Here is a 22180-nt window from a genome sequence, read left to right as displayed (position 1 = left end):
TTAGCCGACCGATCCTTCCATCTGAAGTTCAATAAGGCGGTTCAGTTCCAGCGCGTATTCCATTGGCAGTTCGCGCGCGATCGGCTCGACGAAGCCGCGCACGATCATTGCCATGGCCTCGTCCTCGGCCAGGCCGCGGGACTGCAGGTAGAACAGCTGTTCCTCGGAAACGCGGGAAACGGTTGCCTCATGGCCCATGGTCACGTCGTCCTCGCGGACGTCGATGTACGGGTAGGTATCCGAACGCGAAATCTGGTCAACCAGCAGCGCGTCGCAGACGACCGAGTTCTTGGTGCCCTTGGCGCCTTCCTGCACCTGGACCAGGCCGCGGTACGCCGAGCGGCCGCCGTTGCGGGCTACCGACTTGGCCACGATGGCGCTGGAGGTGTTCGGGGCGATGTGGACCATCTTCGAACCGGTGTCCTGGTGCTGGCCCTCGCCGGCGAAGGCGATGGACAGGGTCTCGCCCTTGGCGTGCTCGCCGACCAGATAGACGGCCGGGTACTTCATGGTGACCTTGGAACCGATGTTGCCATCGACCCATTCCATGGTGGCGCCCTCTTCGCAGACGGCGCGCTTGGTCACCAGGTTGTACACGTTGTTCGACCAGTTCTGGATCGTGGTGTAGCGAACGCGGGCGTTCTTCTTCACGACGATCTCGACCACTGCGGAGTGCAGCGAGTCGGACTGGTAGATCGGGGCGGTGCAACCCTCGATGTAGTGGACGTAGGAGCCCTCGTCGGCGATGATCAGGGTGCGCTCGAACTGACCCATGTTTTCCGTGTTGATGCGGAAATAGGCCTGCAGCGGGATCTCCACGTGGACGCCCTTCGGGACGTACACGAAGGAACCGCCCGACCAGGTCGCGGTGTTCAGCGAAGCGAACTTGTTGTCGCCAGCCGGAATAACCGAACCGAAGTACTCCTTGAAGATATCTTCGTGTTCCTTCAGGCCGGTGTCGGTGTCAAGGAAGATAACACCCTGGGCCTCAAGGTCCTCACGCAGCTGGTGGTAGACGACCTCGGACTCGTACTGCGCGGCAACACCGGAAACCAGACGCTGCTTCTCAGCCTCCGGGATACCCAGCTTGTCGTAGGTGTTCTTGATGTCCTCGGGCAGGTCGTCCCAGCTGGTGGCCTGCTTCTCAGTGGAACGCACGAAGTACTTGATGTTGTCGAAGTCGATGCCCGAGAGGTCTGGACCCCAGGTCGGCATAGGCTTGCGGTCGAAGTACTTCAGTGCCTTCTGGCGGAGGTTCAGCATCCATTCCGGCTCGTTCTTCAGAGCGGAGATGTTAGCTACTACATCCTTGTCGACACCGCGGCGCGCGTTGGCTCCGGCGTCGTTCTTATCGGCCCAGCCGAATTCGTAATTACCGATTCCCTGGAGTTCAGGGTTCTTTTCCAGAATCTCGGAAATTACACCTGGGTCTGCAGACTCCTGTGCAATCTGATCCGTCATCGCGGCCTCTCCTGCTTCGTGAACTGAATTCGAGTTCTCTTCTCGGCGCGCATTGGCGCCTTTTCACGCCCCACAGGGATGTGGGTCGTGCACACGTGTCCGCCTCCGGCCAAGGTTGAGAGCCTACGCACATCAACCCCGATCAAGCGGGCGAACATTTCGGTTTCCATGTCGCAAAACACCGGAAACTCCCGTGCCAAGTCTTGTATTGGGCAGTGCCCCTGGCAAAGCTGGACGCTATGCATCAGGGCCGTAGCCACCTTGGTGTCGACCTTGCGGGTGTACCCAACAAAGCCGTCCGTGCTGAGCAGTTCGCTCAAAACGTCAGCCCGGGCTTCCAGGCCTTCCACGCCGGCCAGGGCCTTGGCGTAGCGGTCTTCCATCGCCGCAAATCGATCGCGGGCAAACTTGCGGATCGCATCCTCGCCGGCTGCCTCACCGAGCACCTTCAGTGCATCGGTGGCGATTTCCAAGTAATCGTTGCCAAGCTTGGCCTGCCCTCGGTGCGAGAGCACGTATCTGCGGGACGGGCGGCCAGCACCGGTCTTCTGGTTGGCCACGAGCTTTACCTCGACGAGCCTTGCCTTGGACAGGGCGTCAAGGTGACGGCGGACCGCCGCGGGTGTGAAGCCAAGCTTGCTGCCAAGCTCGGCTGCACTGACCGGCCCATCTTCGAGAACAGCGTTCAGGACCCGGTCGCGCGTGCGTTCCTCTGTATCACCCGCAGCGCCGGCGACGACGCTGGTCGAGCTACTCACTGAGTTTGAATTAGATGAATACACAACACAATCATGCGTATATTTTCGCGATCAGTCTAGTAAGGAAGGACTTACTAAGGATGGGCTTTCCCGCCTAGAAGGTACGCGGTTTTCGAACTGCTTCTGACATCTTCAATTCTCTCGCGTTGGCGCCGACAACTCGAGTGATGGTGACCAACCACTCAGGCTGGAGAGTTCGACATGACGTAGAATGCTGTGGTGTCTTCTGTAACCCCCAGCCTCGTCATTAATGAGCTGGCCAAAGATTTAGGTCCAGTTCCGGCCCTGGATAATCGCATGCTGCGAGTCCTGGAATCGGTCTCGCTCAAGGCCTACCCGGGGCAAATCACCACGCTGCTGGGCTCCAACGGCGCTGGCAAGTCCACGACCCTGGCCTGCGCCCAGGGACTGATGCATCCGGATGGCGGTTCCATCGAACTGCTGGGCCAGGACCCCTACGGCGACAACCCGGAACTTCGGGCACGCGTCGGCGTCATGCTGCAGGACGGCGGGCTCCCCCCGTCGATGCGGCCGGTGCCGCTGCTGCGCCATGTCGCTTCGCTCTACCGGAACCCGGTGGACATCGACGCGTTGATCCAACGCCTGGATCTGGAATCCTTCGGATCGCGTAATATTCGCCGCCTCTCGGGCGGCCAGAAGCAGCGGGTGGCATTGGCTCTGGCCCTGGCCGGAGATCCGGAAGTGCTGTTCCTCGACGAACCGAGCGCCGGACTCGATCCGCAGTCCCGGCAAGTCGTTTTCGACCTGATCTCGGAGCTGCGCGACGCCGGCAAGGCGATCGTGCTGACCACGCACCTCATGGATGACGCGCAGCGCCTGAGCGATTACGTGTACATCATCGACAAGGGCTGCACCGTTGCGCAGGGCACCGTCTCGGAGCTCATCGCCAGGGCGGAAGAGGGCCACGATGCACGTCCGGTCTCATTCAGCGCCACTGCAGGGCTCGCACTCCCCCAACCACCGCTTGGCCTGTACCTTGCGGAGACCTCGGCCGGACAGTACCGCTTGGACGGCGTGACGACTCCCGAACACCTGAACTGGCTGACCAGCTGGTGGGCCAGGGAATCGATCCTGCCGACCCAATTGAACTTGCAGTCACGCAGCTTGGAAGATGTTTTCCTCGAGTTTGCGCAGAAGGAGGAACAGGCATGACCCAGGTCAGCACCGAGTCCAACGCGGTTTCACCGCTCAAGCGCATCCTGATCCAGGGCAAGTACGAAGCGCTCCAGATGCTCAGCAACGGCGAGCAGCTGATCCTGGCCGTGGTCATGCCGATGATCGCCCTCTTTGTCCTGACGTTCACGGATCTGATTTCGGATATCGCCGAGCGCACCATTGATGCAGCGGTGCCCGGAGTCCTGGCGTTGTGCGTCATTTCCACCGCATTCACCGGCCAGGGCATCGGCACCGGGTTCGACCGCCGCTACGGGGTGCTGAGAATGTTCTCCACCACCCCGCTGGGCAAAACAGGACTCATTTTCGGCAAGGTCATCGCCGTGCTGACCGTGCTGGTGATCCAGGCGGTCCTGATCAGCGCCGTGGCGCTGCTGCTGGGCTGGCAGCCGAATCCCTGGGGCATTATTCCCGGGATCCTCTTCCTGCTCCTGGGCGCCGCGGCCTTCACCTCCCTGGGTCTGCTGATCGCCGGAACCGTCCGCCCGGAAGCGACGCTGGCCATCACCAACCTGGCCTGGATCCTGCTCGCAGGCGCCGGCGGCGTCCTCTATCCGCTGAGCATGGCCCCGGAATGGCTACAGCCCACCTTGAGCGCACTGCCGTCGGCAGCCCTGGGCGATGCCATGCGCGATGCACTGATCAACGGGCACTTCAATTTTCCCGGACTGATCTTCCTGGTGCTGTGGGCCGCTGCCGGCTCATTCGCTGCTATCAAGAAGTTCAAATGGAACTAACCACCACACCAAGCCAAAAGGGATGATTCTCATGTCTTCAGACCTAGCCGCAAAGAGCTGGGCCGATAAGCTGCCAACGAAGGTAACCCGCCTCGTTCACGGTCTGGCGATCGCATCACTGATCTCCCAGATTGGCATCATCGTCACCGGTGGCGCAGTACGCCTGACCAAGTCAGGCTTGGGCTGCTCGCAGTGGCCGAACTGCGTGCCCGGTTCCATGACCCCGGTCCCAGAGATGGGTATCCACGGCCTGATCGAGTTCGGCAACCGACTGCTGACCTTTGTCCTTCTGGTCATTGCCATCGCTTTCCTGGTTTCGATCTGGAATATGCGCAAGACCCACTCCACCTTGTACAAGCTGGGACTGGTGCTGCTGATCGGCATTCCTGGCCAGGGTGTCATCGGCGGCATCACCGTGCTGACCGGCCTGAACCCGTGGGTTGTCTCGCTGCACTTCCTGCTCTCGGCATCGCTGGTCGCTTTGGCCACCATCCTGGTCAACCGCACCCGCCGCGAACTCAAGCGTGACGAAGCGCCGGCCACGACCAAAGCCATCGCGCAGGTCGGCACCCTGGTGCTGCTTCTGGCGAGCATCGCCATCATCATGGGCACCATCGTCACCGGCACCGGCCCGCACGCGGGCGACGCCGATGCACCGCGCCACCTGTTTGATCCGCGCATCGTCACCCCGCTGCATACCGGTCCGGTGTACCTGCTGATCCTCGCGACCATCGCCTTCATGGTGCTCGCCTACCGCACGTCCAACAATCCGAAGCTTCGTGCGGCCGGCTGGTGGATGGTTGTTGCCATCCTGGTCCAGGGAGCCATCGGCTACATCCAGCACTTCAACGGCCTGCCGGTCGTCCTGGTGCTGCTGCACATGCTCGGAGCCAGCATGCTCATGGTCGCAGCGACCAACGTCTGGGATCGTTCGAGCCTGATGCCCAAGTCCGCGCGCATCGACCAGGACTAGTTCCCTTCCCCTGCGACGACGGGCGGCTCCCAACGTATTGTTGGGAGCCGCCCGTTGTTTATGCGCAACTTTTCCTAGGCCTTTTGCGCGGGTTGGAGCCGCAGCAACCCTGCCAGCCCGGCAAAGAAATAGATCGTCCCCGCGATCCAGAAGCCGAGCACCAGCATACCCATGTCGAAGACCGACGCGACCAGCAACAGCGCACCGCACGCCGCCAAGACCCAGTAGGCTGCGCGCAGGCCCCGAATCGCTCCCACGGCGGCCAGGACCAAAACCGCCAGCACTGCAATCCCCTGCACCCCGGTCTCCACGGTTCCGGTGGCCAGGCCGGCCAGCAGCGCCGCGGCAGGGACTCCCGCTGCCAGCCCGGCAGTCATCCGCAAGGGCAGGTGCCTGCGGCCCTGAGCCCGCTGTTGCCGACGGTAGGATACTCCAACGATCATCCACGCGGCCACGATCAGCGGCAGGTAGAAGACTCCGAGGTTGAAGCCGATCACGAAGGGCAGTGCCGTCACGATCACCGCAGCGACCGTCCTGCAGATGCGCGCAGCTGGGGATTTCATCATGGATCCCGCCGCAACCATGAGGCCTGGAAGCAGGAAGAGCAGCATCAAACCCGCTCCGAATCGGGTGCTCGCATCGTAGTTAATCGCGCTCGAATGCAACCAATCCGGCCAGAATTCATCAACATTCAAGGACGGGTAGATCCACGTGTCGACCACTGCGGCCAGCACTCCCGCCGCAAGTGCAATGAAGCCCAGAACCTTGCGCTTCGCGCGTTGCTCCATTTCCACGGCTCCATCGGCGAAGTCCGCCTGGACCTCGGCGGCGATGGCCTGAACCGGCCCGAGGCCGGCGATGATCTGGTCATCGCTGCGGCCGCGTTCCCTGGCTTCGTCGATATGCTCCGCAAGGTCGGCGACGACTGCTTCGCGCCGCGCTGGAGGAACCTTCCGCAACTCGTGGTCGAGCGCTTCCAGATATTTGCCTACAGCACCATGGTTCTCAGTCATGTTCATGTCGTCTCCCGAGTAGTTCGCCTACTTGCCCAGATATTTCGTTCCATACCGCATCGAATTGACGCAGGTGCGATGCTCCCCGATCGGTCATCGCGTAATACTTCCTCCGCCGGCCGGTATCGCTTTCCTCCCACCGAGTGGTCACCAGGTCCGCAGTTTTCATCCGCGCCAGCAAGGGATAGAGGCTTCCCTCGCTGGCCGTCAGATTGCGCTCTACCAGCTCATCGGCGAGCTCAAGGCCGTACTTGTCTCCTTGCGCCAGCAAAGCCAGTACGCAGTATTCCAAGACGCCCTTGCGGATATTCGTCGCAATCTTCTCGCCCTGTTCTTCCATGCTTGGAACCTTACCTTGCATAACAAGACTTGCATAGCAGGGCAAGGTTCGTTTCTGTTGCGAATCGGCGTTAAAACAAGCATCCGGCACTGAATCAAATGATTCAGCACCGGATGCTTGAAGCGCGGGAGAAGTCCTAGCCGAAAAGCGGGCTTCCCACGAACGGGTCGATGGCCAAGGCCAGGAACACGATCGAAAGGTAGGTGATCGAGATGTGGAAGACCTTCATGGCCTTGCGGTTGACCTCGGCTGGCTTGTGGTCGCGCTGCGCCTCGCGGTAGAGCACATGGGATTCGTAGACGAACCACGCGCCGGCGCCGCCAGCGATCGCCGTGTAGACGATTCCCGCGTCACCCAGCGGCACGAGCAGCAGCGAGCACACCACGGTGGCCCATGCGTAGAGCACAACCTGAACGGAAACGCGGCGCGCATTGGCGATGGCACCCAGCATTGGAACCGATGCCGCGTTGTAGTCGTCCGCGTACTTCATGGACAGCGGCCAGTAGTGCGGCGGGGTCCACAGGAAGATCACCAGGAACAGGATGATCGCAGGCCATTCGATGGTTTCCTTGACGGCCGCCCAAGCGATGAGCACAGGCATGCACCCGGCGATACCGCCCCAGACGATGTTCTGCGCGGTGCGGCGCTTGAGAATCATGGTGTACAGAACGACGTACAGCAGGATCGCCGCAAGCCCCAGCGCGGTGGTCAGCGGGTTGGTTCCCACCCAGAGCACCACCAGCGAAGCGATAGCCAGGGTCCACGAGAAGATCAGCGCTTCCTTGGGCGTCAGGTCGCCGGTAACCAGCGGACGGCCCTTGGTTCGCTTCATGAGCTTGTCCATGTCGCGATCGATGTAGCAGTTGAATGCGCCCGAAGCGCCAGCGGCCATGGCACCGCCAACAATGGTGGAAACCATGAGCCAGACCGGAGGGAATCCGCGCTGGGCAAAGATCATGGTTGGAAGCGTGCTCACCAACAGCAACTCGATCACGCGAGGCTTGGTCAGTGCGAGGTAGGCACTGGCCTTGCGCTTCAGAAAGTCGCCGGTGGATTCATCAGGCTGGCGCGATGCGCGTGGCACTGACAAGTCGGCGACACTTTGAGTCTTCAATTAAACGCACTCAGTTCTTCGCAGGGTACAAGGACAGACACAACCATTCTACGTGTTATAGAAATTGAAAGAAACTCTCCCCAATCAGGGATTCGGCCGAAACAAGGTGATTTGAGTCAACATGGCGTCTCATGCAGGCCGAGCGCGCGCCCACTGGCACACGATCAACAGACCATCGCTGAACGCAAAGTCCATGCCGCAACATTGCTGGCGAACCCAAGCGCTTCAACAAATGGATTCGCCCCGCGCAACCGATCCGCCGCCGCGCGACGCCAAAGCAGGTCATGAAATCCGCCCGTCGACATCATCCCGCCCGCACCCAGCCACCCGATGGGCCGCAAAATCATTGGAACCCGATCGCATTGGCCATTAACCAACAAAATTCAAACATAGTGGGCTGTTCATGCACAAATTATAGATCTTGTTCAAAGGTTCCCGTTCCTTGGTATGGAGACGATGCGGCACGCCGCTGCCGTACGCTGACCAAACCGCTCGCCACGTCTTCCCGGACACGATTCGTCCATTCCGATCAGCCCGAAGAGCCGCTCCTGAACTGGCGGCAACGGGCACAAAACGCGCCGGCAAACGCAACGAGTTGCTCGCGGTTACAAATCTTTGGGTGTCATCTTGCTTAACCCGCGCATCAAATGGGCGTTTCGCGATAGAGTTGAACCTGATTGCGCCGTCGCGACCAATGACCCCTCTAAGCTCGAACACCGGGTACATAGGACCGACGGCGTATTGCGTGTCAGCGGGAGTATTTCTCCCGTCCAAGCCTGAATGGAAGGAACGCCGCAGTGGCGACTGAATCCTTAGTAGAAGAGTTCTCCCTCACCGAGTTGGACCGTAAAGCCATTGACACCACCCGTGTCCTGGCGGCAGATGCTGTTGAAAAAGTAGGCAACGGCCACCCCGGCACCGCCATCAGCTTGGCCCCTGCTGCCTATCTGATCTTCCACAAGCACCTGCGCCACGATCCGAAGGACCCGAACTGGATCGGCCGCGACCGCTTCATCCTTTCCCCAGGCCATACCTCGCTGACCCTGTACCTGCAGCTGTTCCTCTCCGGCTACGGCCTGGAAATGGAAGACATCGCCGCCCTGCGCACCTGGGGCGCCAAGACCCCCGGCCACCCGGAGTTCGGCCACACCGCCGGCGTCGAGATCACCACCGGCCCGCTGGGCCAGGGCCTCGCCTCCGCCGTGGGCTTCGCCTACTCCCAGCGCCGCATGCGCGGGTTGCTGGATCCCGACGCACCGGCCGGCACCAGCCCGTTCGACCACACCATCTACGTCATTGCCTCGGACGGCGACCTTCAGGAAGGCGTCACCTCCGAAGCCTCCTCGCTGGCAGGCCACCAGGAACTGGGCAACCTCGTCGTCATCTACGACGACAACAAGATCTCCATCGAAGACGACACCGACATCGCCTTCACCGAAGACGTCCTGGGCCGCTACGCCGCCTACGGCTGGCACACCCAGCGCGTGGACTGGACCGAAACCGGCGAATACGTCGAAGACGTCGCCGCCCTGGATGCAGCCATCCGCGCCGCCAAGGCAGAGACCGGCCGCCCGTCGATCATCTCGCTGCGCACCATCATCGGCTGGCCATCGCCGACCAAGCAGAACACCGGCGGAATCCACGGATCCAAGCTCGGTGGCGAAGAAGTCGCCGGCCTGAAGAAGGCCCTGGGCTTCGACACCGGGAAGACCTTCGCCATCGAAGACGAGGTGCTGGCCCACGCACGCCAGACCGTTGCCCGCGGCGCCGCCGCCCACGAAGCCTGGAACAAGGAATTCGACGCATGGAAGGCAGCCAACCCGGAAAGCGCCGCGCTGCTGGCCCGCCTGGAATCCGGCCAGCTGCCTGAGGGCTGGACCGAGAAGCTGCCGGTCTTCGAACCCGGCTCCACCATGGCCACCCGCGCCGCCTCCGGCAAGGTCATCAACGCGATCGCCGATGAGCTGCCCGAGCTGTGGGGCGGCTCGGCCGACCTGGCCGGCTCGAACAACACCACCATCGACACCGCCAAGTCCTTCGCGCCCGAGCGCCGCTCGACCGACTCCTGGTCGGCCAGCCCGTACGGCCGCGTGCTGCACTTCGGCATCCGCGAGCACGCCGCAGCCTCGATCGTCAACGGCATCGTGCTCTCCAGCCCGACCCGCGCGTTCTCCGGCACCTTCCTGATCTTCTCGGACTACCAGCGCCCGGCCATCCGCCTGGCCGCGCTGATGGGCGTCCCGTCGATCTTCGTATGGACCCACGACTCGATCGGCCTCGGTGAAGACGGCCCGACCCACCAGCCGGTGGAGCAGCTGGCCAGCCTGCGCGCCATCCCGAACTTCGACGTGATCCGCCCGGCGGACGCCAACGAGGTCGCCTACGCCTGGCGCGGCATGCTGGAGCTGACCGGCACCCCGTCCGGCATCGTGCTTTCCCGCCAGAACCTGCCGATCTACGACCGTTCGGCAGCCGGCTTCCGCTCCGCCGAAGGCACCCTGAAGGGCGGCTACGTGCTGGCCGAAGCGGTGCGCGACGGCGCCGAGGTCACCCCCGACGTCATCCTGATCGCCACCGGCTCCGAGGTCGAGCTGGCAGTGGAGGCCCGCGGGGAGCTGGCAGCCAAGAACATTGCCGCTCGCGTCGTCTCGCTGCCGAGCCACGAATGGTTCGCCAAGCAGGACGCCGCCTACCGCGAATCGGTGCTGCCCGCAGCCGTCGCCGCCCGCGTCTCGGTTGAGGCCGGCGTGGCCCAGGGCTGGCGCGAGCTGGTCGGCGCCCATGGCGAAATCGTCTCGCTGGACCACTTCGGCGCCTCCGCCGACTACAAGAAGCTCTACTCGGAGTTCGGCATCACCACCGCAGCCGTGGTGGCCGCCGCCGAAACCTCCGTCCAGAACGCCGCCAACTAAGGAACTCAAGCACACATCATGAGCAACCCCAACACCCAGGCACTGTCCGACGCCGGAGTATCCATCTGGCTCGATGACCTGTCCCGCGAACGACTCACCAGCGGATCGCTGGCTGCGCTGATCGAAGAGAAGAACGTCGTCGGCGTGACCACCAACCCCGCGATCTTCGCCGCCGCGCTGTCCAACGCCGAGGTCTACGGCGATGCCATCGCCGCGCAGCGCCACCACTCGGTGGAAGACGCGATCACCGAAATCACCAGCGACGACGTCGCCGCCGCCTGCGACCTGTTCAAAGGCGTCTACGAGTCGAGCAAGGGCTTCGACGGCCGCGTGTCCATCGAGGTGGACCCGCGCCTGGCCCACGAGACCGCACCGACCATCGCGCAGGCCAAGGCCCTGTACGAGCGCGTGGACCGCGAGAACGTGCTGATCAAGATCCCCGCCACCGTTCAGGGTCTGGAAGCCATCAGCGAGACCATCGCCGAGGGCATCAGCGTGAACGTCACCCTGATCTTCTCGCTGGAACGCTACCGCGAGGTCATCAACGCCTACCTGATCGGCCTGGAGAAGGCCCACGCCAAGGGCCTGGACCTGTCCAAGATCCACTCGGTCGCCTCCTTCTTCGTCTCCCGCGTGGACACCGAGATCGACAAGCGCCTGGACGCCCTGGGCACCGAGGCCGCCGCGGCGGTCCGCGGCCAGGCCGGCGTGGCCAATGCCCGCCTGGCCTACCAGGTCTTCGAGGAATCCTTCACCTCGGCCCGCTACGAGGTGCTGGCCAACGCCGGCGCCAACGTGCAGCGCCCGCTGTGGGCCTCCACCGGCGTGAAGGACCCCGCCTACCCGTCCACCCTGTACGTCACCGAGCTGGTGGCGCCGCAGACCGTGAACACCATGCCGGAGAAGACCCTGGACGCCACCGCGGCCGAGGCCGAGGTGCGCGGCAACGCGATCGCCGGCACCTACGACGCCGCCAACCGCGTGCTGGACAAGCTCGCGGCCCTGGGCATCGACTACAACGAGATCGTGGACCTGCTGGAGGTCGAGGGCGTGAAGAAGTTCGAGGACGCCTGGAACGAGCTGCTCGAGGACATGTCGGTGGCCCTGAAGGGAGCAAAGTAGATGGAACTGGGTCTGGTCACCTCCGGCGACGCCCTGAAGTCAGTCGACGAGCTGCTTCCGCAGCTGATCGAGGCCCGCATCGGCAGCCGCATCGCGGCGCAGGACCCCACCATCTGGGGCCCGGCCGCGGAAGCCGAATCCGCCATCCGCCTGGGCTGGGTCAACCCCTTCGAGGCCGCCGAGCAGCTGCTCCCGGCCATCCTCCAGCTGCGCGAGCAGCTGCAGTCCGAGGGCCTGACCCGCATCGTGCTGTGCGGCATGGGCGGCTCCTCGCTGGCCCCCGAGGTCATCGCCGCGCACGACGAGGTGGACCTGGTCATCTGCGACACCACCGACCCGGCCATGCTGCGCCCGATCCTCGCAACTGACCTGGAGCGCACCGTGGTGGTCGTGGCCTCGAAGTCCGGCTCCACCGTGGAGACCGACTCGCAGCGCCGCGCCTTCACCGCCGCCTTCCAGGCCGCCGGCATCGACCCGGCAACCCGCCTGGTGCTGGTCACCGACCCGGGTTCCCCGATGGACAACCCCGAGGGTGTGCGCGCGGTCTTCAACGCCGACCCGAACGTGGGCGGGCGCTACTCCGCGCTGACCGCCTTCGGCCTGGTGCCTTCGGGCCTGGCCGGCGCCGACATCGAGGCGCTGATCGAGGAAGCCGGCCTGCTGCACGACGTGCTGGCAACCGACGACGAGGACAACCTGGCCCTGCACCTGGGCGCGGCCATGGCCACCGCCGGGCGCGACAAGCTGGTCATTGCCGGCGTGGGCGACGCGCTGCCGGGCTTCGGCGACTGGGCCGAGCAGCTCATCGCCGAATCCACCGGCAAGGACTCCAAGGGCGTGCTGCCGGTGGTGGCGCACCCCGGGGCCCCGGAGCTGCGCGAGCCGGCCGCCGACGTGCTGCCGCTCTACGTCTACGATCAGCTGCCCGAGGACATCGACGAGGAGGCCACTGCGGTGCACTTCAGCGCCCCGCTGGGCACCTCGTTCATGATCTTCGAGTATGCAACCGCCGTGGCCGGCTACCTGCTGGGCATCAGCCCCTTCGACCAGCCGGACGTGGAAGCCGCCAAGGTCGCCGCCCGTTCGCTGCTCGACGCCCCGGCCGCGTCCGCCCCGGATGCAGTGGACGGCTCCGTTGAGCTGTTTGGCACCTCTGCCGCCACCCTGGCCGGCGCGCTGGACGAGCTCACCGCCGCGCTGCCGGACGACGGCTACCTCGCGGTGCAGGCCTACCTCGACCGCAATGGCGACGCGGATCTCGAAGGCCTGCGCGACGCGCTGGCCGCCAAGACCGGCCGCCCGGTGACCTTCGGCTGGGGCCCGCGCTTCTTGCACTCCACCGGCCAGTACCACAAGGGCGGACCTGCCCAGGGCGTATTCCTGCAGGTCACCGCGGACCACCACGAGGACCTGGAAATCCCGGGCCGCCCCTACAGCTTCGGCGGGCTGATCACCGCCCAGGCCAGCGGCGACGCCGGGGTGCTCTCCGATGCGGCGCACAACCGCCCGGTGCTGCGCGTGAACCTCACCGACCGCAAGGCCGGCATCGCGGCCCTGCTCGAGGCGGCGAAGTAGCCGCAGATGAGCAATCCACTACGCGACGCCCGCGACCGGCGGCTTAACCGCATCGCCGGTCCGGGCGCGCTGGTGTTCTTCGGAATCACCGGCGACCTTGCCCGCAAGAAGCTGATGCCGGCGGTCTACGACCTCGCCAGCCGCGGCCTGCTGCCCCCGAACTTCGCCATCGTCGGCTTCGGCCGCCGCGACTGGTCCGCGCAGGACTTCGCCGCCCAGGCCCGCGAATGGATCCTGGCCAGCGCCCGCACCCCGTTCAACGAGACGGTGTTCGCGCAGCTGGCCTCCGGCATGCGCTTCATCTCCGGCGCCTTCGACGACGACGACGCCTACGAGCAGCTCTCCGCCACCCTGGACGAGCTGGCAGAGACCCGCTCCACCGGACGCAACCACGCGTTCTACCTGTCCATCCCGCCCAGCTGGTTCGACGTGGTCTGCGAAAAGCTCTCCGAGCACAAGCTGGCCAACGACGCCAACGAGGGCTGGGAGCGCGTGGTCATCGAGAAGCCCTTCGGCCACGACCTGGCCAGCGCGCGCGAGCTGAACGAGATCGTCGAGTCGGTGTTCCCGCCGGACGCCGTATTCCGAATCGACCACTACCTGGGCAAGGAGACGGTGCAGAACCTGCTGGCGCTGCGCTTCGGCAACCAGATGTTCGAGCCTTTGTGGAACAACAAGTACGTGGACCACGTGCAGATCACCATGGCCGAGGACATCGGCATCGGCGGGCGCGCGAGCTACTACGACGGCGTGGGCGCGGCCCGCGACGTCATCCAGAACCACCTGTTGCAGCTGCTGGCGCTGACCGCCATGGAGGAGCCCATCAGCTTCGACGCGGACCACCTGCGCAGCGAGAAGGAAAAGGTGCTCGCAGCGGTCAAGCTGCCGCAGGACCTGGGCGCGGCTTCGGCGCGCGGCCAGTACACCTCCGGCTGGCAGGGCGGCGAGGAGGTTGTCGGCTTCCTGGACGAGGAGGGCTTCAATCCCAAGTCCAAGACCGAGACCTACGCGGCGATCAGGCTGAACATCAACACCCGCCGCTGGGACGGGGTGCCGTTCTACCTGCGCGCCGGCAAGCGCCTGGGACGGCGCGTCACCGAGATCGCGGTGGTGTTCAAGAAGGCCCCGAACCTGCTGTTCACCGACCACAAGGACGACGAGTTCGGGCAGAACGCGTTCGTGATCCGGGTGCAGCCAGACGAAGGCGCGACCATCCGCTTCTCCTCCAAGGTGCCCGGCACCCAGATGGAGATCCGCGACGTGACCATGGACTTCGGCTACGGCAACGCGTTCACCGAATCTTCCCCGGAGGCCTACGAGCGCCTGATCCTGGACGTGTTGCTGGGCGAGCCTCCGCTGTTCCCGCGCCATGAAGAGGTCGAGCAGTCCTGGCGCATCCTGGATCCCTTCGAGGAGTATTGGGCGGCCCAGCCCGAGCAGCCGGACCCCTACGCCCCTGGTTCCTGGGGCCCCGCCAGCAGCGACGAACTGATGGCCAAGGATGGAAGGACGTGGCGACGCCCATGATGATCGAACTTCCCAACACGACCACTTCCAAGGTCGCCAAGAAGCTGATCTCCTCGCGCCGCACCCACGGCGTGGTGGCGCTCTCCCGCGTGCTGACCCTGGTGGTCATCACCCGCGAGGGCTTCGCGGAGAACGCCATCGAGGCCGCCAACCTCGCAAGCCGCGAGCACCCCTGCCGCATCATCGTGGTGGTGCGCGGCTCCGCGCAGGGCGAGAACCGCCTGGACGTGCAGATCCGCGTGGGCGGCGACGCCGGCGCCTCGGAGGTCATCGTGATGCGCACGCACGGCCCGGACATGGAGGCCGACGAGGCGCTCATTTCCGCGCTGCTGCTGCCCGACGCGCCGATCGTGGCCTGGTGGCCGCACGGTGTGCCGGTCGACCCGGCGGCCACCGCGCTGGGCAAGATCGCGCACCGCCGCATCACCGATTCCGGCGAGACGAAGGACCCCACCGCGGCGCTGTTCAGCCGCGTGGCGACCTACCGCGCCGGCGACACCGACCTGGCCTGGACCCGCCTGACCCTGTGGCGCGCCCAGCTGGCGAGCATCATCGATCTGGTGGGCACCGAGGGCCTGACCAGCATCACCGTGAAGGGTTCGGAGAACTCCCCCTCCACCACGCTGCTGGCAGCCTGGCTGACCATGTGCCTCGACGTGCCGGTCACCATCGCCGCTGACAAGTCCACCGCGGGCCTGTCCTCGGTGCGGCTCTCCCGCGAGGGCGGCGACGTGGAACTCTCCCGCCCCTCGGGTCCCGTGGCTCATCTGTACCTGCCGGGCTCCGCTCCGCAGCGCATCTCGCTGCCGCGCCGCTCGGTGGCCGAATGCCTGGCCGAGGAGATGCGCCGCCTGGATGCGGACGACGTCTTCGGCGAGGTCATCACCCGCGGCCTGGCCCTGACCAACTTGAGGAGCATCCGTTCAAGTGATCGCTAGACAGATCGTCATCCACGAGGACCTGGCAGCCACCGCGCACGGCATTGCCGCCCGGCTGGTCACCTCGATCGCCGACGCCATTGCCGCCCGCGGGGTGGCGCACGTGGTGCTGACCGGCGGCTCGCTGGGCATCGCCGCGCTGGCCGCCGTGGCGGAGAATCCCGCCCGCGTGAGCGTGGACTGGTCGAAGGTGCACTTCTGGTGGGGCGACGAGCGCTTTGTCCCCGCCGATTCGGCGGACCGCAATGCCGGACAGGCGGAGGTGCTGTTCGCGGCCCTTGAGACGCTGGGACTGGACCGCGAGACCGTGCACGCCATGGGCTCCACCGACCAGTACGACTGCGCCGAGGACGCGGCGGCCGCCTACACGGCCCTGCTGGCCCAGGAGGCTCCGGAAGGCGCCGCGAGCCCGGCCTTCGACGTGCTGATGCTGGGCATGGGCCCGGATTCGCACGTGGCATCCCTGTTCCCGAACCACACCAGGTCGGCCGAGCTGGGAGCGATTGCGATCCACGACTCCCCCAAGCCGCCGCCGCACCGCGTGTCGCTGACCATGGGCACCATCAACTCGGCCCGCGAGGTCTGGCTGCTGGTGGCCGGGGCGGAGAAGGCTCCTGCCTTGGCCGCCGCGCAGCACGAGGTCAACGAAGCCGCCGTGCCCGCCAGCGCGGTGCAGGGAACGCAGGCCACCCGCTGGCTTGTGGACCGCTCCGCCGCCACGCTGCTCTAAAACGCGTTATCCGCCGATGCCGCCAACACCAGCTGTTGGCGGCATCGGCCTTTGCTTTTCCCGAAAGGACTCCCCCATGCCCAGCACTGCCTCGAGCATCACCGTGATCGGCGCCGGCGTCATCGGCCTGTCCGCGGCCCACGAGCTGGCCGCCGCCGGGCACCAGGTCACCGTCGCCTACGACCAGGAGCTGCACGAGTGCGTCTCCTCGGTCGCCGCGGCCATCTGGTTCCCCTACCACTCGGAGAACTCCCCGGCCGCCGACCAGCTGCTGGCGGATTCGCTGGCCCGCTTCGAGCAGCTCTCGGAAAACCCCGAGACCGGCATCGACTTGCGCCGCGGCCTGAACGTGGACCACTTGCCGGGCGCGGACCGCAGCTGGACCCGCATCGTCGCCGGCACCGAGGAAGCATCCCCAGCGGATCTGCCGGACGGTGCCCACGCGGGCGTCTGGGCGACGGTGCCGATCATCACCATGAGCACCTACCTTGGCTGGCTGCGCGGCCAGGTCGAAGCGCTGGGCGTGAAGTTCGAAAAGCGCACCGTTGGCGATCTGGCGGAGCTCAAGGACGAAGCGGATCTGGTGGTGCTGGCTGCGGGCCTGCGCGGCGGCGAGCTGCTGGGCGACGATGAGACCGTCTACCCGATCCGCGGGCAGGTGGTGCGCCTGGCCAACACGAAGAAATTGACGCAGTGGCTGTGCGACGACGACTACCCGCAAGGCGTCAGCTACATCATCCCCCGGCGCGAGGACATCATCGTCGGCGGCACCGACACCGCGAACGACTGGAACCGCGAGGTCGAGCCGCAGACCTCCATCGACATCCTGGAGCGCGCTGCCAAGCTGGTGCCGGAGCTGGAAGGCCTGGAAGTGCTGGAGCACAAGGTCGGCCTGCGCCCGGCGCGAGAGACCATCCGGCTGGATCACGTCGCAGGCCACCCGCTGCCGGTGATCGCGGCCTACGGGCACGGCGGCGCCGGAGTCAAGCTGTCCTGGGGCACCGCACGGCGGGTTGTTGAACTTGCGCAGCAGTTCAGTGATTTATAAAACCAAAATTTCTGAGCGAAACTTAGGTGACACGGAATTATGATGAAAACTATCGCATCTAGTTATTGACCAAGTGCACTCTACGAAGTTAAATAGATATCATATCGAGTGCTAATTTCAGAGTTTATCTATAATTGCCTCACCGCAAAACCAATAAGTGTATTCTATCAGGATCTAACGAGAATACGCGCAACAACTCACCGGACAATGGTTGTTGGCGTCGCACCATCCACCACTAAGGCCTAGTCCACGCGCCACAAGGCTTTAAACCTAGACTAGAAATGGAATCATGCCCAACAAGCAATCAATCACAGCGACTCAGAATGATAAATTCATTGAAGACCAAAAGATTTTCCATTATATCGGCGAACAACATTATAGTTTCGTTTCAGGATGCTTGAGCGTAATTGACACCATACGCCAAGACGATGGGCCACCCCTGAGTCTGGACCCCAATTTAACCAAGCACTTGACGAAAGAACAGTCTGCGGAACTAAAAGAACTTTCATTATTATTTGCTAGACATGTGACTGCTTCAGTTGATAGCAAAAGCAAAGGCCCCGATGAAGGGCTCACACTTTCCTCCGAAGACTGGGATCCTGAGGTTTTCTTTGTATTTGAGAAAATGATAATGGAAGCTGGAAGGAAAGTTAAACGACCGGAACATGCCGCTCTTATGAGCCGTTCGATGCTTGTCATTTTAGTCAGCGGATTTGAGACTTTAATGACTGATTTAGCGACTAAAATTCTTCAAATTAGACCCGGGATTTCTAAAGTAGAAGAATCTTCTATTACATTATCTGAATTAAGGAATCTCGATTCCGTAGATGATGCACGCGATCATCTTATTGCGAATACAGTAGAGGATCTCGCCAGAGGTTCTATTGAAGACTGGATAAAGTGGTTTGCCAGATTCGATGTCGATCTAAAAAAGGTAACTGGAGATTGGACCAGGTTTCGCGAAATTTTTGCTCGCCGAAATTTGGTCGTTCACACGAACGGTAAGGTCAGCTCTCAGTATTTGTCAGTATTGAAGGATGCCAATGCTGAGGTCGAGACACTACCCATCAAAGGAACAGTTCTTGAACCAACCGTTGAGTACCTTGAGTCATCATGTCAACTTATGCTAGCCGCGGGAGCATTGCTAGTAACCAGTGTCTCGATGAAACTTTTCCCAACGAGTATTCAATCTCCCATTAACTGGAGCCTAGGAGTTGCTGAAATTGCCCTTGAAGAGCGGAATTTCAGCTGTTCGTTAGACATTACGCGTAAGCTGTCCGAGCTATGTAAGGGCCGTGCAGACTTGATCGTAGACTGTCGGATCAGAAGTACATCGTGGGCAGCACGTACGATGCTCGGCGAAATAGATTCTGTCAGCGCAGAAGCTTCCGCATGGGACATTCGTGGTATTGATCCCCTGTATGCACATATCAAATCTGTTTTTGAGCAAGACTATGATTTAGCCCTGAAGCAAATTAACTCACTTACTCAAAGCGGTCGACTGAAAAAGGTTTCAGTTCTCACCTCGAATACCTATGAGCCTCTGCGGCGGCATCTTGGTGAATCGCTCTTTGAGCGGCTAGGCCTTAGCGGTGCGGATAGTCCTAGTACAAAATAGATTAATGGCTTGTGTTCAGTTAGCTTAGACGTTTCTTAAAGCAACCCGAAAAGGCGCCACATTAACCTACGGCATTGGATAAACTCCACTCATCGCCACCGCGATGAAGTCACAACCAGAGGCCCGTCACTTCGAAGGCCCATCCGGCCCGTTGCAGCAGGCACAAAGAGGTAGTACCGGCTAACAACAGATTCCCACCGCAGCGAACAGCTGCATTCAGCGCTGGTGCGCCGGCTGCATGGCCACGCCGCATCGCTGGCCAGCGTATGTCTGGCCTTAATTGCGATCGCGGTATTCCGCGGCAGTCGGCCACCGCGCAGCGAGGGTGCCAGAACCGTTGCAACCACGGTGACATCCAGATGCCCCGCCATGAAGGGGATGACGTTGATGAGGTCCACGTGTTCCTGTCTTTGAGTCTTAGAAAAGACCGGAGAGCGTGCGCCCGGAGAACCACGAGAGCAAGACCAACGCCATGCCGCCGAAAATAAGCAGCGGGGCGATGATGCTTGCCAACAGCGGGCCCAAGGATTCGGTCCGGGTGGCGTTTGCAACAGCGAGCCCGCCGTCGGCCGGCAGGGAGTCCTGCCCCGTGAACATCACTACCAAAGCCACGCCGAGCGCCATGGCGACGGTTCCGAAACCGGCAATCCAGCCGGCGTTGGCGCGGTCGGCGGGTTCGTTCTCCTGCTGCTGGTCCGAACTCATGCTGGTGCTCAGGCAATTAAAAAATCGGTGGGCATCTTCCACAAGTATGCGGAAAATGCCCACCGATTGCACGCGATGCGATGCCGAAGACTATGCCTCGATATTGAATCTCATCACCAGGGCCAAGCCAATAATGACTGCGCCCCAGATCAGGCCAAGGATGATGGTGATGCGGTTCAGGTTTCGCTCTGCGACCCCCGAAGAGCCCATCGAACTGGTCATGCCGCCGCCGAACATGTCGGACATACCGCCACCCTTACCCTTGTGAAGGAGAATCAGGAGGGTCAGCAAGACACTGGTAATGCCCAGCAGGACCTGCAAAATGATCTTGATAATATCCAAGACGACGGTTCCTTAGTTAGATTCAGTCGGTAACGAGATGATGCTCGAACCGTACAATATTAGCAAATTCTTCGGCGTCGAGGCTGGCTCCGCCAACCAACACGCCGTCGACGTCGCGTTCACGCATGATCGCAGCCGCATTCGAGGCCTTGACGCTGCCGCCGTAGAGCAGTCGGGTCTTCTGCGCGATGTCCTCGCCGAAGCGCTCGGCCAGTGCCCCGCGGATCGCCGCGCACAGTTCCTGCGCGTCAGCCGGTCCCGCGACCTCGCCGGTGCCGATGGCCCAGACCGGCTCGTAGGCGATGACCAGGTTTTCGGCCTGCTCGGCGCTCACGCCCGCCAGGGATTCGTTCAGCTGCTCAAGGGTGAAGGCTACATGCTCTCCTGCCTTGCGGACTTCCAGGCCTTCGCCCACGCAGAGAACCGGGGTCACTTCGTGGCGGTAGGCCGCCGCGAGCTTCGAGGCGATGACCTCGTTGGTTTCGTTGTGGTACTCGCGTCGTTCCGAGTGGCCGACCAGCACGTAGGTGCAGCCCAGCTTCTTCAGGAACTGCCCGGAAATCTCGCCGGTGTAGGCGCCCGAATCGTGAGCGGACAGATCCTGCGCACCGTAGACAAGATCCAGCTTGTCGCCCAGGGTCAGGGTCTGCACACCGCGGATGTCGGTGAAGGGCGGGAAGACTGCAACCTCTGCACGATCGTAGTCGTGCTCGTGGTCCTTCAGCGTCCACGCCAGCTTCTGGACAAGGGTGATGCCCTGGACATGGTCCATGTTCATCTTCCAGTTGCCGGCGATCAGCGGCTGGCGCACAAAGGCGCCGTTCTGCGAAATGGTCATTAATTAGCCTTCCAGTGCGGCAACACCCGGGAGGGTCTTGCCTTCAAGGTACTCCAGGGAGGCGCCGCCGCCGGTGGAGATATGTCCGAAGTCGTCCTCGGAGAAGCCCAGCGCGCGCACGGCCGCGGCAGAGTCGCCGCCGCCTACCACGCTGAACGCCTCCGAACCGGCCAGTGCCTGCGCGACGGTACGGGTGCCCTCGGCGAACGCAGGGATCTCAAAGACACCCATCGGGCCGTTCCAGAACACGGTGTTGGCGCCGGTGATGTAGCTGGCGAACTTCTCCGCGGACTTCGGGCCGATGTCCAGGCCCAGGCCGTTGGAGCCGAAGCTGGCTTCCTCGATCTTGTCGGCGTCCAGCACCTCGTGGGCTGCGTCGGCGCCGAACTTGTCGGCCACCACGACGTCAACCGGGAGGATGATGTCGCAGACGAGCTTCTCGGCGCGCTGCAGGTACTCCTGGCACACGGCGATCTGGTCTTCTTCAAGCAGCGAGCCGCCGATGTTATGACCCTGGGCCTTAAGGAAGGTGAACGCCATGCCGCCGCCGATGAGCAGCTGGTCGGCTTTGCCGATCAGGTTGTCGATGACCGCCAGCTTGTCCGAGACCTTCGAACCGCCCAACACGACCACGTAGGGGCGCTTGGGTGCTTCGGTCAGGGTCTTGAGGACCTGGACCTCGGTCGCGACCAGGTCGCCCTGGTAGCTCGGCAGCAGTGCGGCGATGTCGTACACCGAAGCGTGCTTGCGGTGCACTGCACCGAAGGCGTCGTTGACGTAGGCGCCGTCGGGGCCGGTCAGCGCGGCCAGTTCCTTGGCCAGCTCGACACGCTCCGCGTCGATCTTGGAGGTCTCGCGGGCGTCGAAGCGGACGTTTTCCAGCACCAGGACCGAGCCGTCGGCCAGTCCGGCAGCCGCCTCGCGGGCCGAGGGGCCCACGACGTCGGATGCCACGGTGACGTCGAAGTCAGCCAGCTCGTTCAGGCGCTTGGCCGCCGGAGCGATGGAGTACTTCGGGTCGAACTGGCCCTTCGGACGGCCCAGGTGGGCCATCACGATGACCTTGGCGCCGGCATCGGCCAGCTTGGAAATGACCGGCAGCGAAGCGCGGACACGGCCGTCATCGGTCACGGTGGCTCCGTCGAGCGGTACGTTCAGGTCGCTGCGGACCAGTACGTAGCGTCCGCGGACACCGTTGTCAGCGAGCAATTCGTCGAGAGTATGTGAAGTCATGT

The 22180-nt window shown here is 63.2% G+C and carries 20 protein-coding genes; 11 read left to right on the top strand and 9 right to left on the bottom strand.

Annotated features, from left to right (window positions below; translation table 11 throughout):
• Complete coding sequence (sufB, locus tag ATC04_RS08305) at positions 1–1461, bottom strand: Fe-S cluster assembly protein SufB (protein WP_047119328.1); 1461 nt, start codon at positions 1459–1461, stop codon at positions 1–3.
• Positions 1458–2219 carry a metalloregulator ArsR/SmtB family transcription factor gene (locus tag ATC04_RS08300; RefSeq protein ID WP_231735940.1) on the bottom strand — a complete coding sequence of 254 codons (762 nt, stop codon included), beginning with the start codon at positions 2217–2219 and terminating at the stop codon, positions 1458–1460. The genes sufB and ATC04_RS08300 overlap by 4 nt, the downstream gene beginning before the upstream one ends.
• A gap of 216 nt (positions 2220–2435) precedes the next feature.
• Here ATC04_RS08300 and ATC04_RS08295 point away from each other — a divergent pair, with 216 nt between their 5' ends.
• From ATC04_RS08295 to ATC04_RS08285, 3 genes are read left to right on the top strand one after another with little or no spacing between them, the layout of a single operon-like run.
• Positions 2436–3392 (top strand): ABC transporter ATP-binding protein, encoded by a 957-nt coding sequence (locus tag ATC04_RS08295; RefSeq protein WP_047119330.1) that lies wholly within the window; start codon positions 2436–2438, stop codon positions 3390–3392.
• The gene (locus tag ATC04_RS08290) at positions 3389–4150 is read left to right on the top strand and encodes an ABC transporter permease (protein WP_047119331.1); all 762 of its coding nucleotides are present in this window, start codon (positions 3389–3391) and stop codon (positions 4148–4150) included. Before ATC04_RS08295 ends, ATC04_RS08290 begins: the two co-directional genes overlap by 4 nt.
• Before the next feature lie 31 nt (positions 4151–4181).
• Complete coding sequence (locus ATC04_RS08285) at positions 4182–5123, top strand: COX15/CtaA family protein (protein ID WP_052772576.1); 942 nt, start codon at positions 4182–4184, stop codon at positions 5121–5123.
• Positions 5124–5197: 74 nt separating this feature from the next.
• On the opposite strand, the gene ATC04_RS08280 is transcribed toward ATC04_RS08285, so the two are convergent.
• From ATC04_RS08280 to ATC04_RS08270, 3 genes are all read right to left on the bottom strand, one after another.
• Positions 5198–6136 (bottom strand): DUF1700 domain-containing protein, encoded by a 939-nt coding sequence (locus tag ATC04_RS08280; RefSeq protein ID WP_047119333.1) that lies wholly within the window; start codon positions 6134–6136, stop codon positions 5198–5200.
• Positions 6129–6476, bottom strand: coding sequence for a PadR family transcriptional regulator (locus ATC04_RS08275; RefSeq protein ID WP_047120766.1), 348 nt, complete (start codon positions 6474–6476; stop codon positions 6129–6131). Before ATC04_RS08275 ends, ATC04_RS08280 begins: the two co-directional genes overlap by 8 nt.
• 136 nt (positions 6477–6612) lie before the next feature.
• Positions 6613–7566 (bottom strand): heme o synthase, encoded by a 954-nt coding sequence (locus tag ATC04_RS08270; protein WP_047119334.1) that lies wholly within the window; start codon positions 7564–7566, stop codon positions 6613–6615.
• An 821-nt stretch (positions 7567–8387) separates the two neighbouring features.
• Between ATC04_RS08270 and tkt the strand changes: the two genes are divergently transcribed.
• The 8 genes from tkt (at position 8388) to ATC04_RS19280 (ending at position 19060) form a co-directional block, all read left to right on the top strand.
• The gene (tkt, locus tag ATC04_RS08265) at positions 8388–10502 is read left to right on the top strand and encodes a transketolase (protein ID WP_047119335.1); all 2115 of its coding nucleotides are present in this window, start codon (positions 8388–8390) and stop codon (positions 10500–10502) included.
• Positions 10503–10520: 18 nt separating this feature from the next.
• Positions 10521–11624, top strand: coding sequence for a transaldolase (gene tal / locus ATC04_RS08260; protein ID WP_047119336.1), 1104 nt, complete (start codon positions 10521–10523; stop codon positions 11622–11624).
• On the top strand, positions 11625–13199 hold the full coding sequence (locus ATC04_RS08255; protein ID WP_047119337.1) for a glucose-6-phosphate isomerase: 1575 nt from the start codon (positions 11625–11627) through the stop codon (positions 13197–13199).
• A gap of 6 nt (positions 13200–13205) precedes the next feature.
• The gene (zwf, locus tag ATC04_RS08250) at positions 13206–14726 is read left to right on the top strand and encodes a glucose-6-phosphate dehydrogenase (RefSeq protein WP_047119338.1); all 1521 of its coding nucleotides are present in this window, start codon (positions 13206–13208) and stop codon (positions 14724–14726) included.
• Positions 14723–15664, top strand: a complete 942-nt coding sequence (locus ATC04_RS08245; RefSeq protein WP_047119339.1) for a glucose-6-phosphate dehydrogenase assembly protein OpcA — start codon at positions 14723–14725, stop codon at positions 15662–15664. Before zwf ends, ATC04_RS08245 begins: the two co-directional genes overlap by 4 nt.
• Positions 15654–16394: a 6-phosphogluconolactonase gene (gene pgl / locus ATC04_RS08240; RefSeq protein WP_047119340.1), complete on the top strand. Its 741-nt coding sequence runs from the start codon at positions 15654–15656 to the stop codon at positions 16392–16394. Before ATC04_RS08245 ends, pgl begins: the two co-directional genes overlap by 11 nt.
• A 76-nt stretch (positions 16395–16470) precedes the next feature.
• A complete protein-coding gene (locus tag ATC04_RS08235) occupies positions 16471–17442 on the top strand; it encodes an FAD-dependent oxidoreductase (RefSeq protein ID WP_047119341.1) in 972 nt (323 codons plus the stop codon).
• Positions 17443–17731: 289 nt separating this feature from the next.
• Complete coding sequence (locus tag ATC04_RS19280) at positions 17732–19060, top strand: hypothetical protein (protein WP_152666853.1); 1329 nt, start codon at positions 17732–17734, stop codon at positions 19058–19060.
• A gap of 417 nt (positions 19061–19477) precedes the next feature.
• On the opposite strand, the gene ATC04_RS08230 is transcribed toward ATC04_RS19280, so the two are convergent.
• From ATC04_RS08230 to ATC04_RS08215, 4 genes are all read right to left on the bottom strand, one after another.
• On the bottom strand, positions 19478–19765 hold the full coding sequence (locus tag ATC04_RS08230; RefSeq protein ID WP_047119342.1) for a hypothetical protein: 288 nt from the start codon (positions 19763–19765) through the stop codon (positions 19478–19480).
• Between the two features lie 90 nt (positions 19766–19855).
• Positions 19856–20107: a preprotein translocase subunit SecG gene (gene secG, locus ATC04_RS08225; protein ID WP_047119343.1), complete on the bottom strand. Its 252-nt coding sequence runs from the start codon at positions 20105–20107 to the stop codon at positions 19856–19858.
• A 22-nt stretch (positions 20108–20129) separates the two neighbouring features.
• Positions 20130–20945 (bottom strand): triose-phosphate isomerase, encoded by an 816-nt coding sequence (gene tpiA / locus ATC04_RS08220; RefSeq protein ID WP_047119344.1) that lies wholly within the window; start codon positions 20943–20945, stop codon positions 20130–20132.
• A gap of 3 nt (positions 20946–20948) precedes the next feature.
• Positions 20949–22178, bottom strand: a complete 1230-nt coding sequence (locus tag ATC04_RS08215) for a phosphoglycerate kinase (protein WP_047119345.1) — start codon at positions 22176–22178, stop codon at positions 20949–20951.
• Between the last annotated feature and the right edge of the window lie 2 nt (positions 22179–22180).

This window comes from Arthrobacter sp. YC-RL1 (genome assembly GCF_001454985.1).
GTDB lineage: Bacteria > Actinomycetota > Actinomycetes > Actinomycetales > Micrococcaceae > Glutamicibacter > Glutamicibacter soli.
The sequence above is the reverse complement of the archived record's forward strand: the minus strand, read 5'-3'. Positions and strand labels throughout refer to the sequence as shown.

What these genes read in the sequence shown, in the direction of transcription:
- ATC04_RS08285 (WP_052772576.1), top strand. Translation starts at nt 4,182, where the DNA reads ATGTCTTCAGACCTAGCCGCAAAGAGCTGGGCCGATAAGCTGCCAACG.
- ATC04_RS19280 (WP_152666853.1), top strand. Translation starts at nt 17,732, where the DNA reads ATGCCCAACAAGCAATCAATCACAGCGACTCAGAATGATAAATTCATT.
- tal (WP_047119336.1), top strand. Translation starts at nt 10,521, where the DNA reads ATGAGCAACCCCAACACCCAGGCACTGTCCGACGCCGGAGTATCCATC.
- ATC04_RS08230 (WP_047119342.1), bottom strand. Translation starts at nt 19,765, where the DNA reads ATGAGTTCGGACCAGCAGCAGGAGAACGAACCCGCCGACCGCGCCAAC.
- ATC04_RS08215 (WP_047119345.1), bottom strand. Translation starts at nt 22,178, where the DNA reads ATGACTTCACATACTCTCGACGAATTGCTCGCTGACAACGGTGTCCGC.
- ATC04_RS08235 (WP_047119341.1), top strand. Translation starts at nt 16,471, where the DNA reads ATGCCCAGCACTGCCTCGAGCATCACCGTGATCGGCGCCGGCGTCATC.
- sufB (WP_047119328.1), bottom strand. Translation starts at nt 1,461, where the DNA reads ATGACGGATCAGATTGCACAGGAGTCTGCAGACCCAGGTGTAATTTCC.
- ATC04_RS08245 (WP_047119339.1), top strand. Translation starts at nt 14,723, where the DNA reads ATGATGATCGAACTTCCCAACACGACCACTTCCAAGGTCGCCAAGAAG.
- tpiA (WP_047119344.1), bottom strand. Translation starts at nt 20,945, where the DNA reads ATGACCATTTCGCAGAACGGCGCCTTTGTGCGCCAGCCGCTGATCGCC.
- ATC04_RS08290 (WP_047119331.1), top strand. Translation starts at nt 3,389, where the DNA reads ATGACCCAGGTCAGCACCGAGTCCAACGCGGTTTCACCGCTCAAGCGC.
- zwf (WP_047119338.1), top strand. Translation starts at nt 13,206, where the DNA reads ATGAGCAATCCACTACGCGACGCCCGCGACCGGCGGCTTAACCGCATC.
- ATC04_RS08280 (WP_047119333.1), bottom strand. Translation starts at nt 6,136, where the DNA reads ATGACTGAGAACCATGGTGCTGTAGGCAAATATCTGGAAGCGCTCGAC.
- ATC04_RS08255 (WP_047119337.1), top strand. Translation starts at nt 11,625, where the DNA reads ATGGAACTGGGTCTGGTCACCTCCGGCGACGCCCTGAAGTCAGTCGAC.
- ATC04_RS08275 (WP_047120766.1), bottom strand. Translation starts at nt 6,476, where the DNA reads ATGGAAGAACAGGGCGAGAAGATTGCGACGAATATCCGCAAGGGCGTC.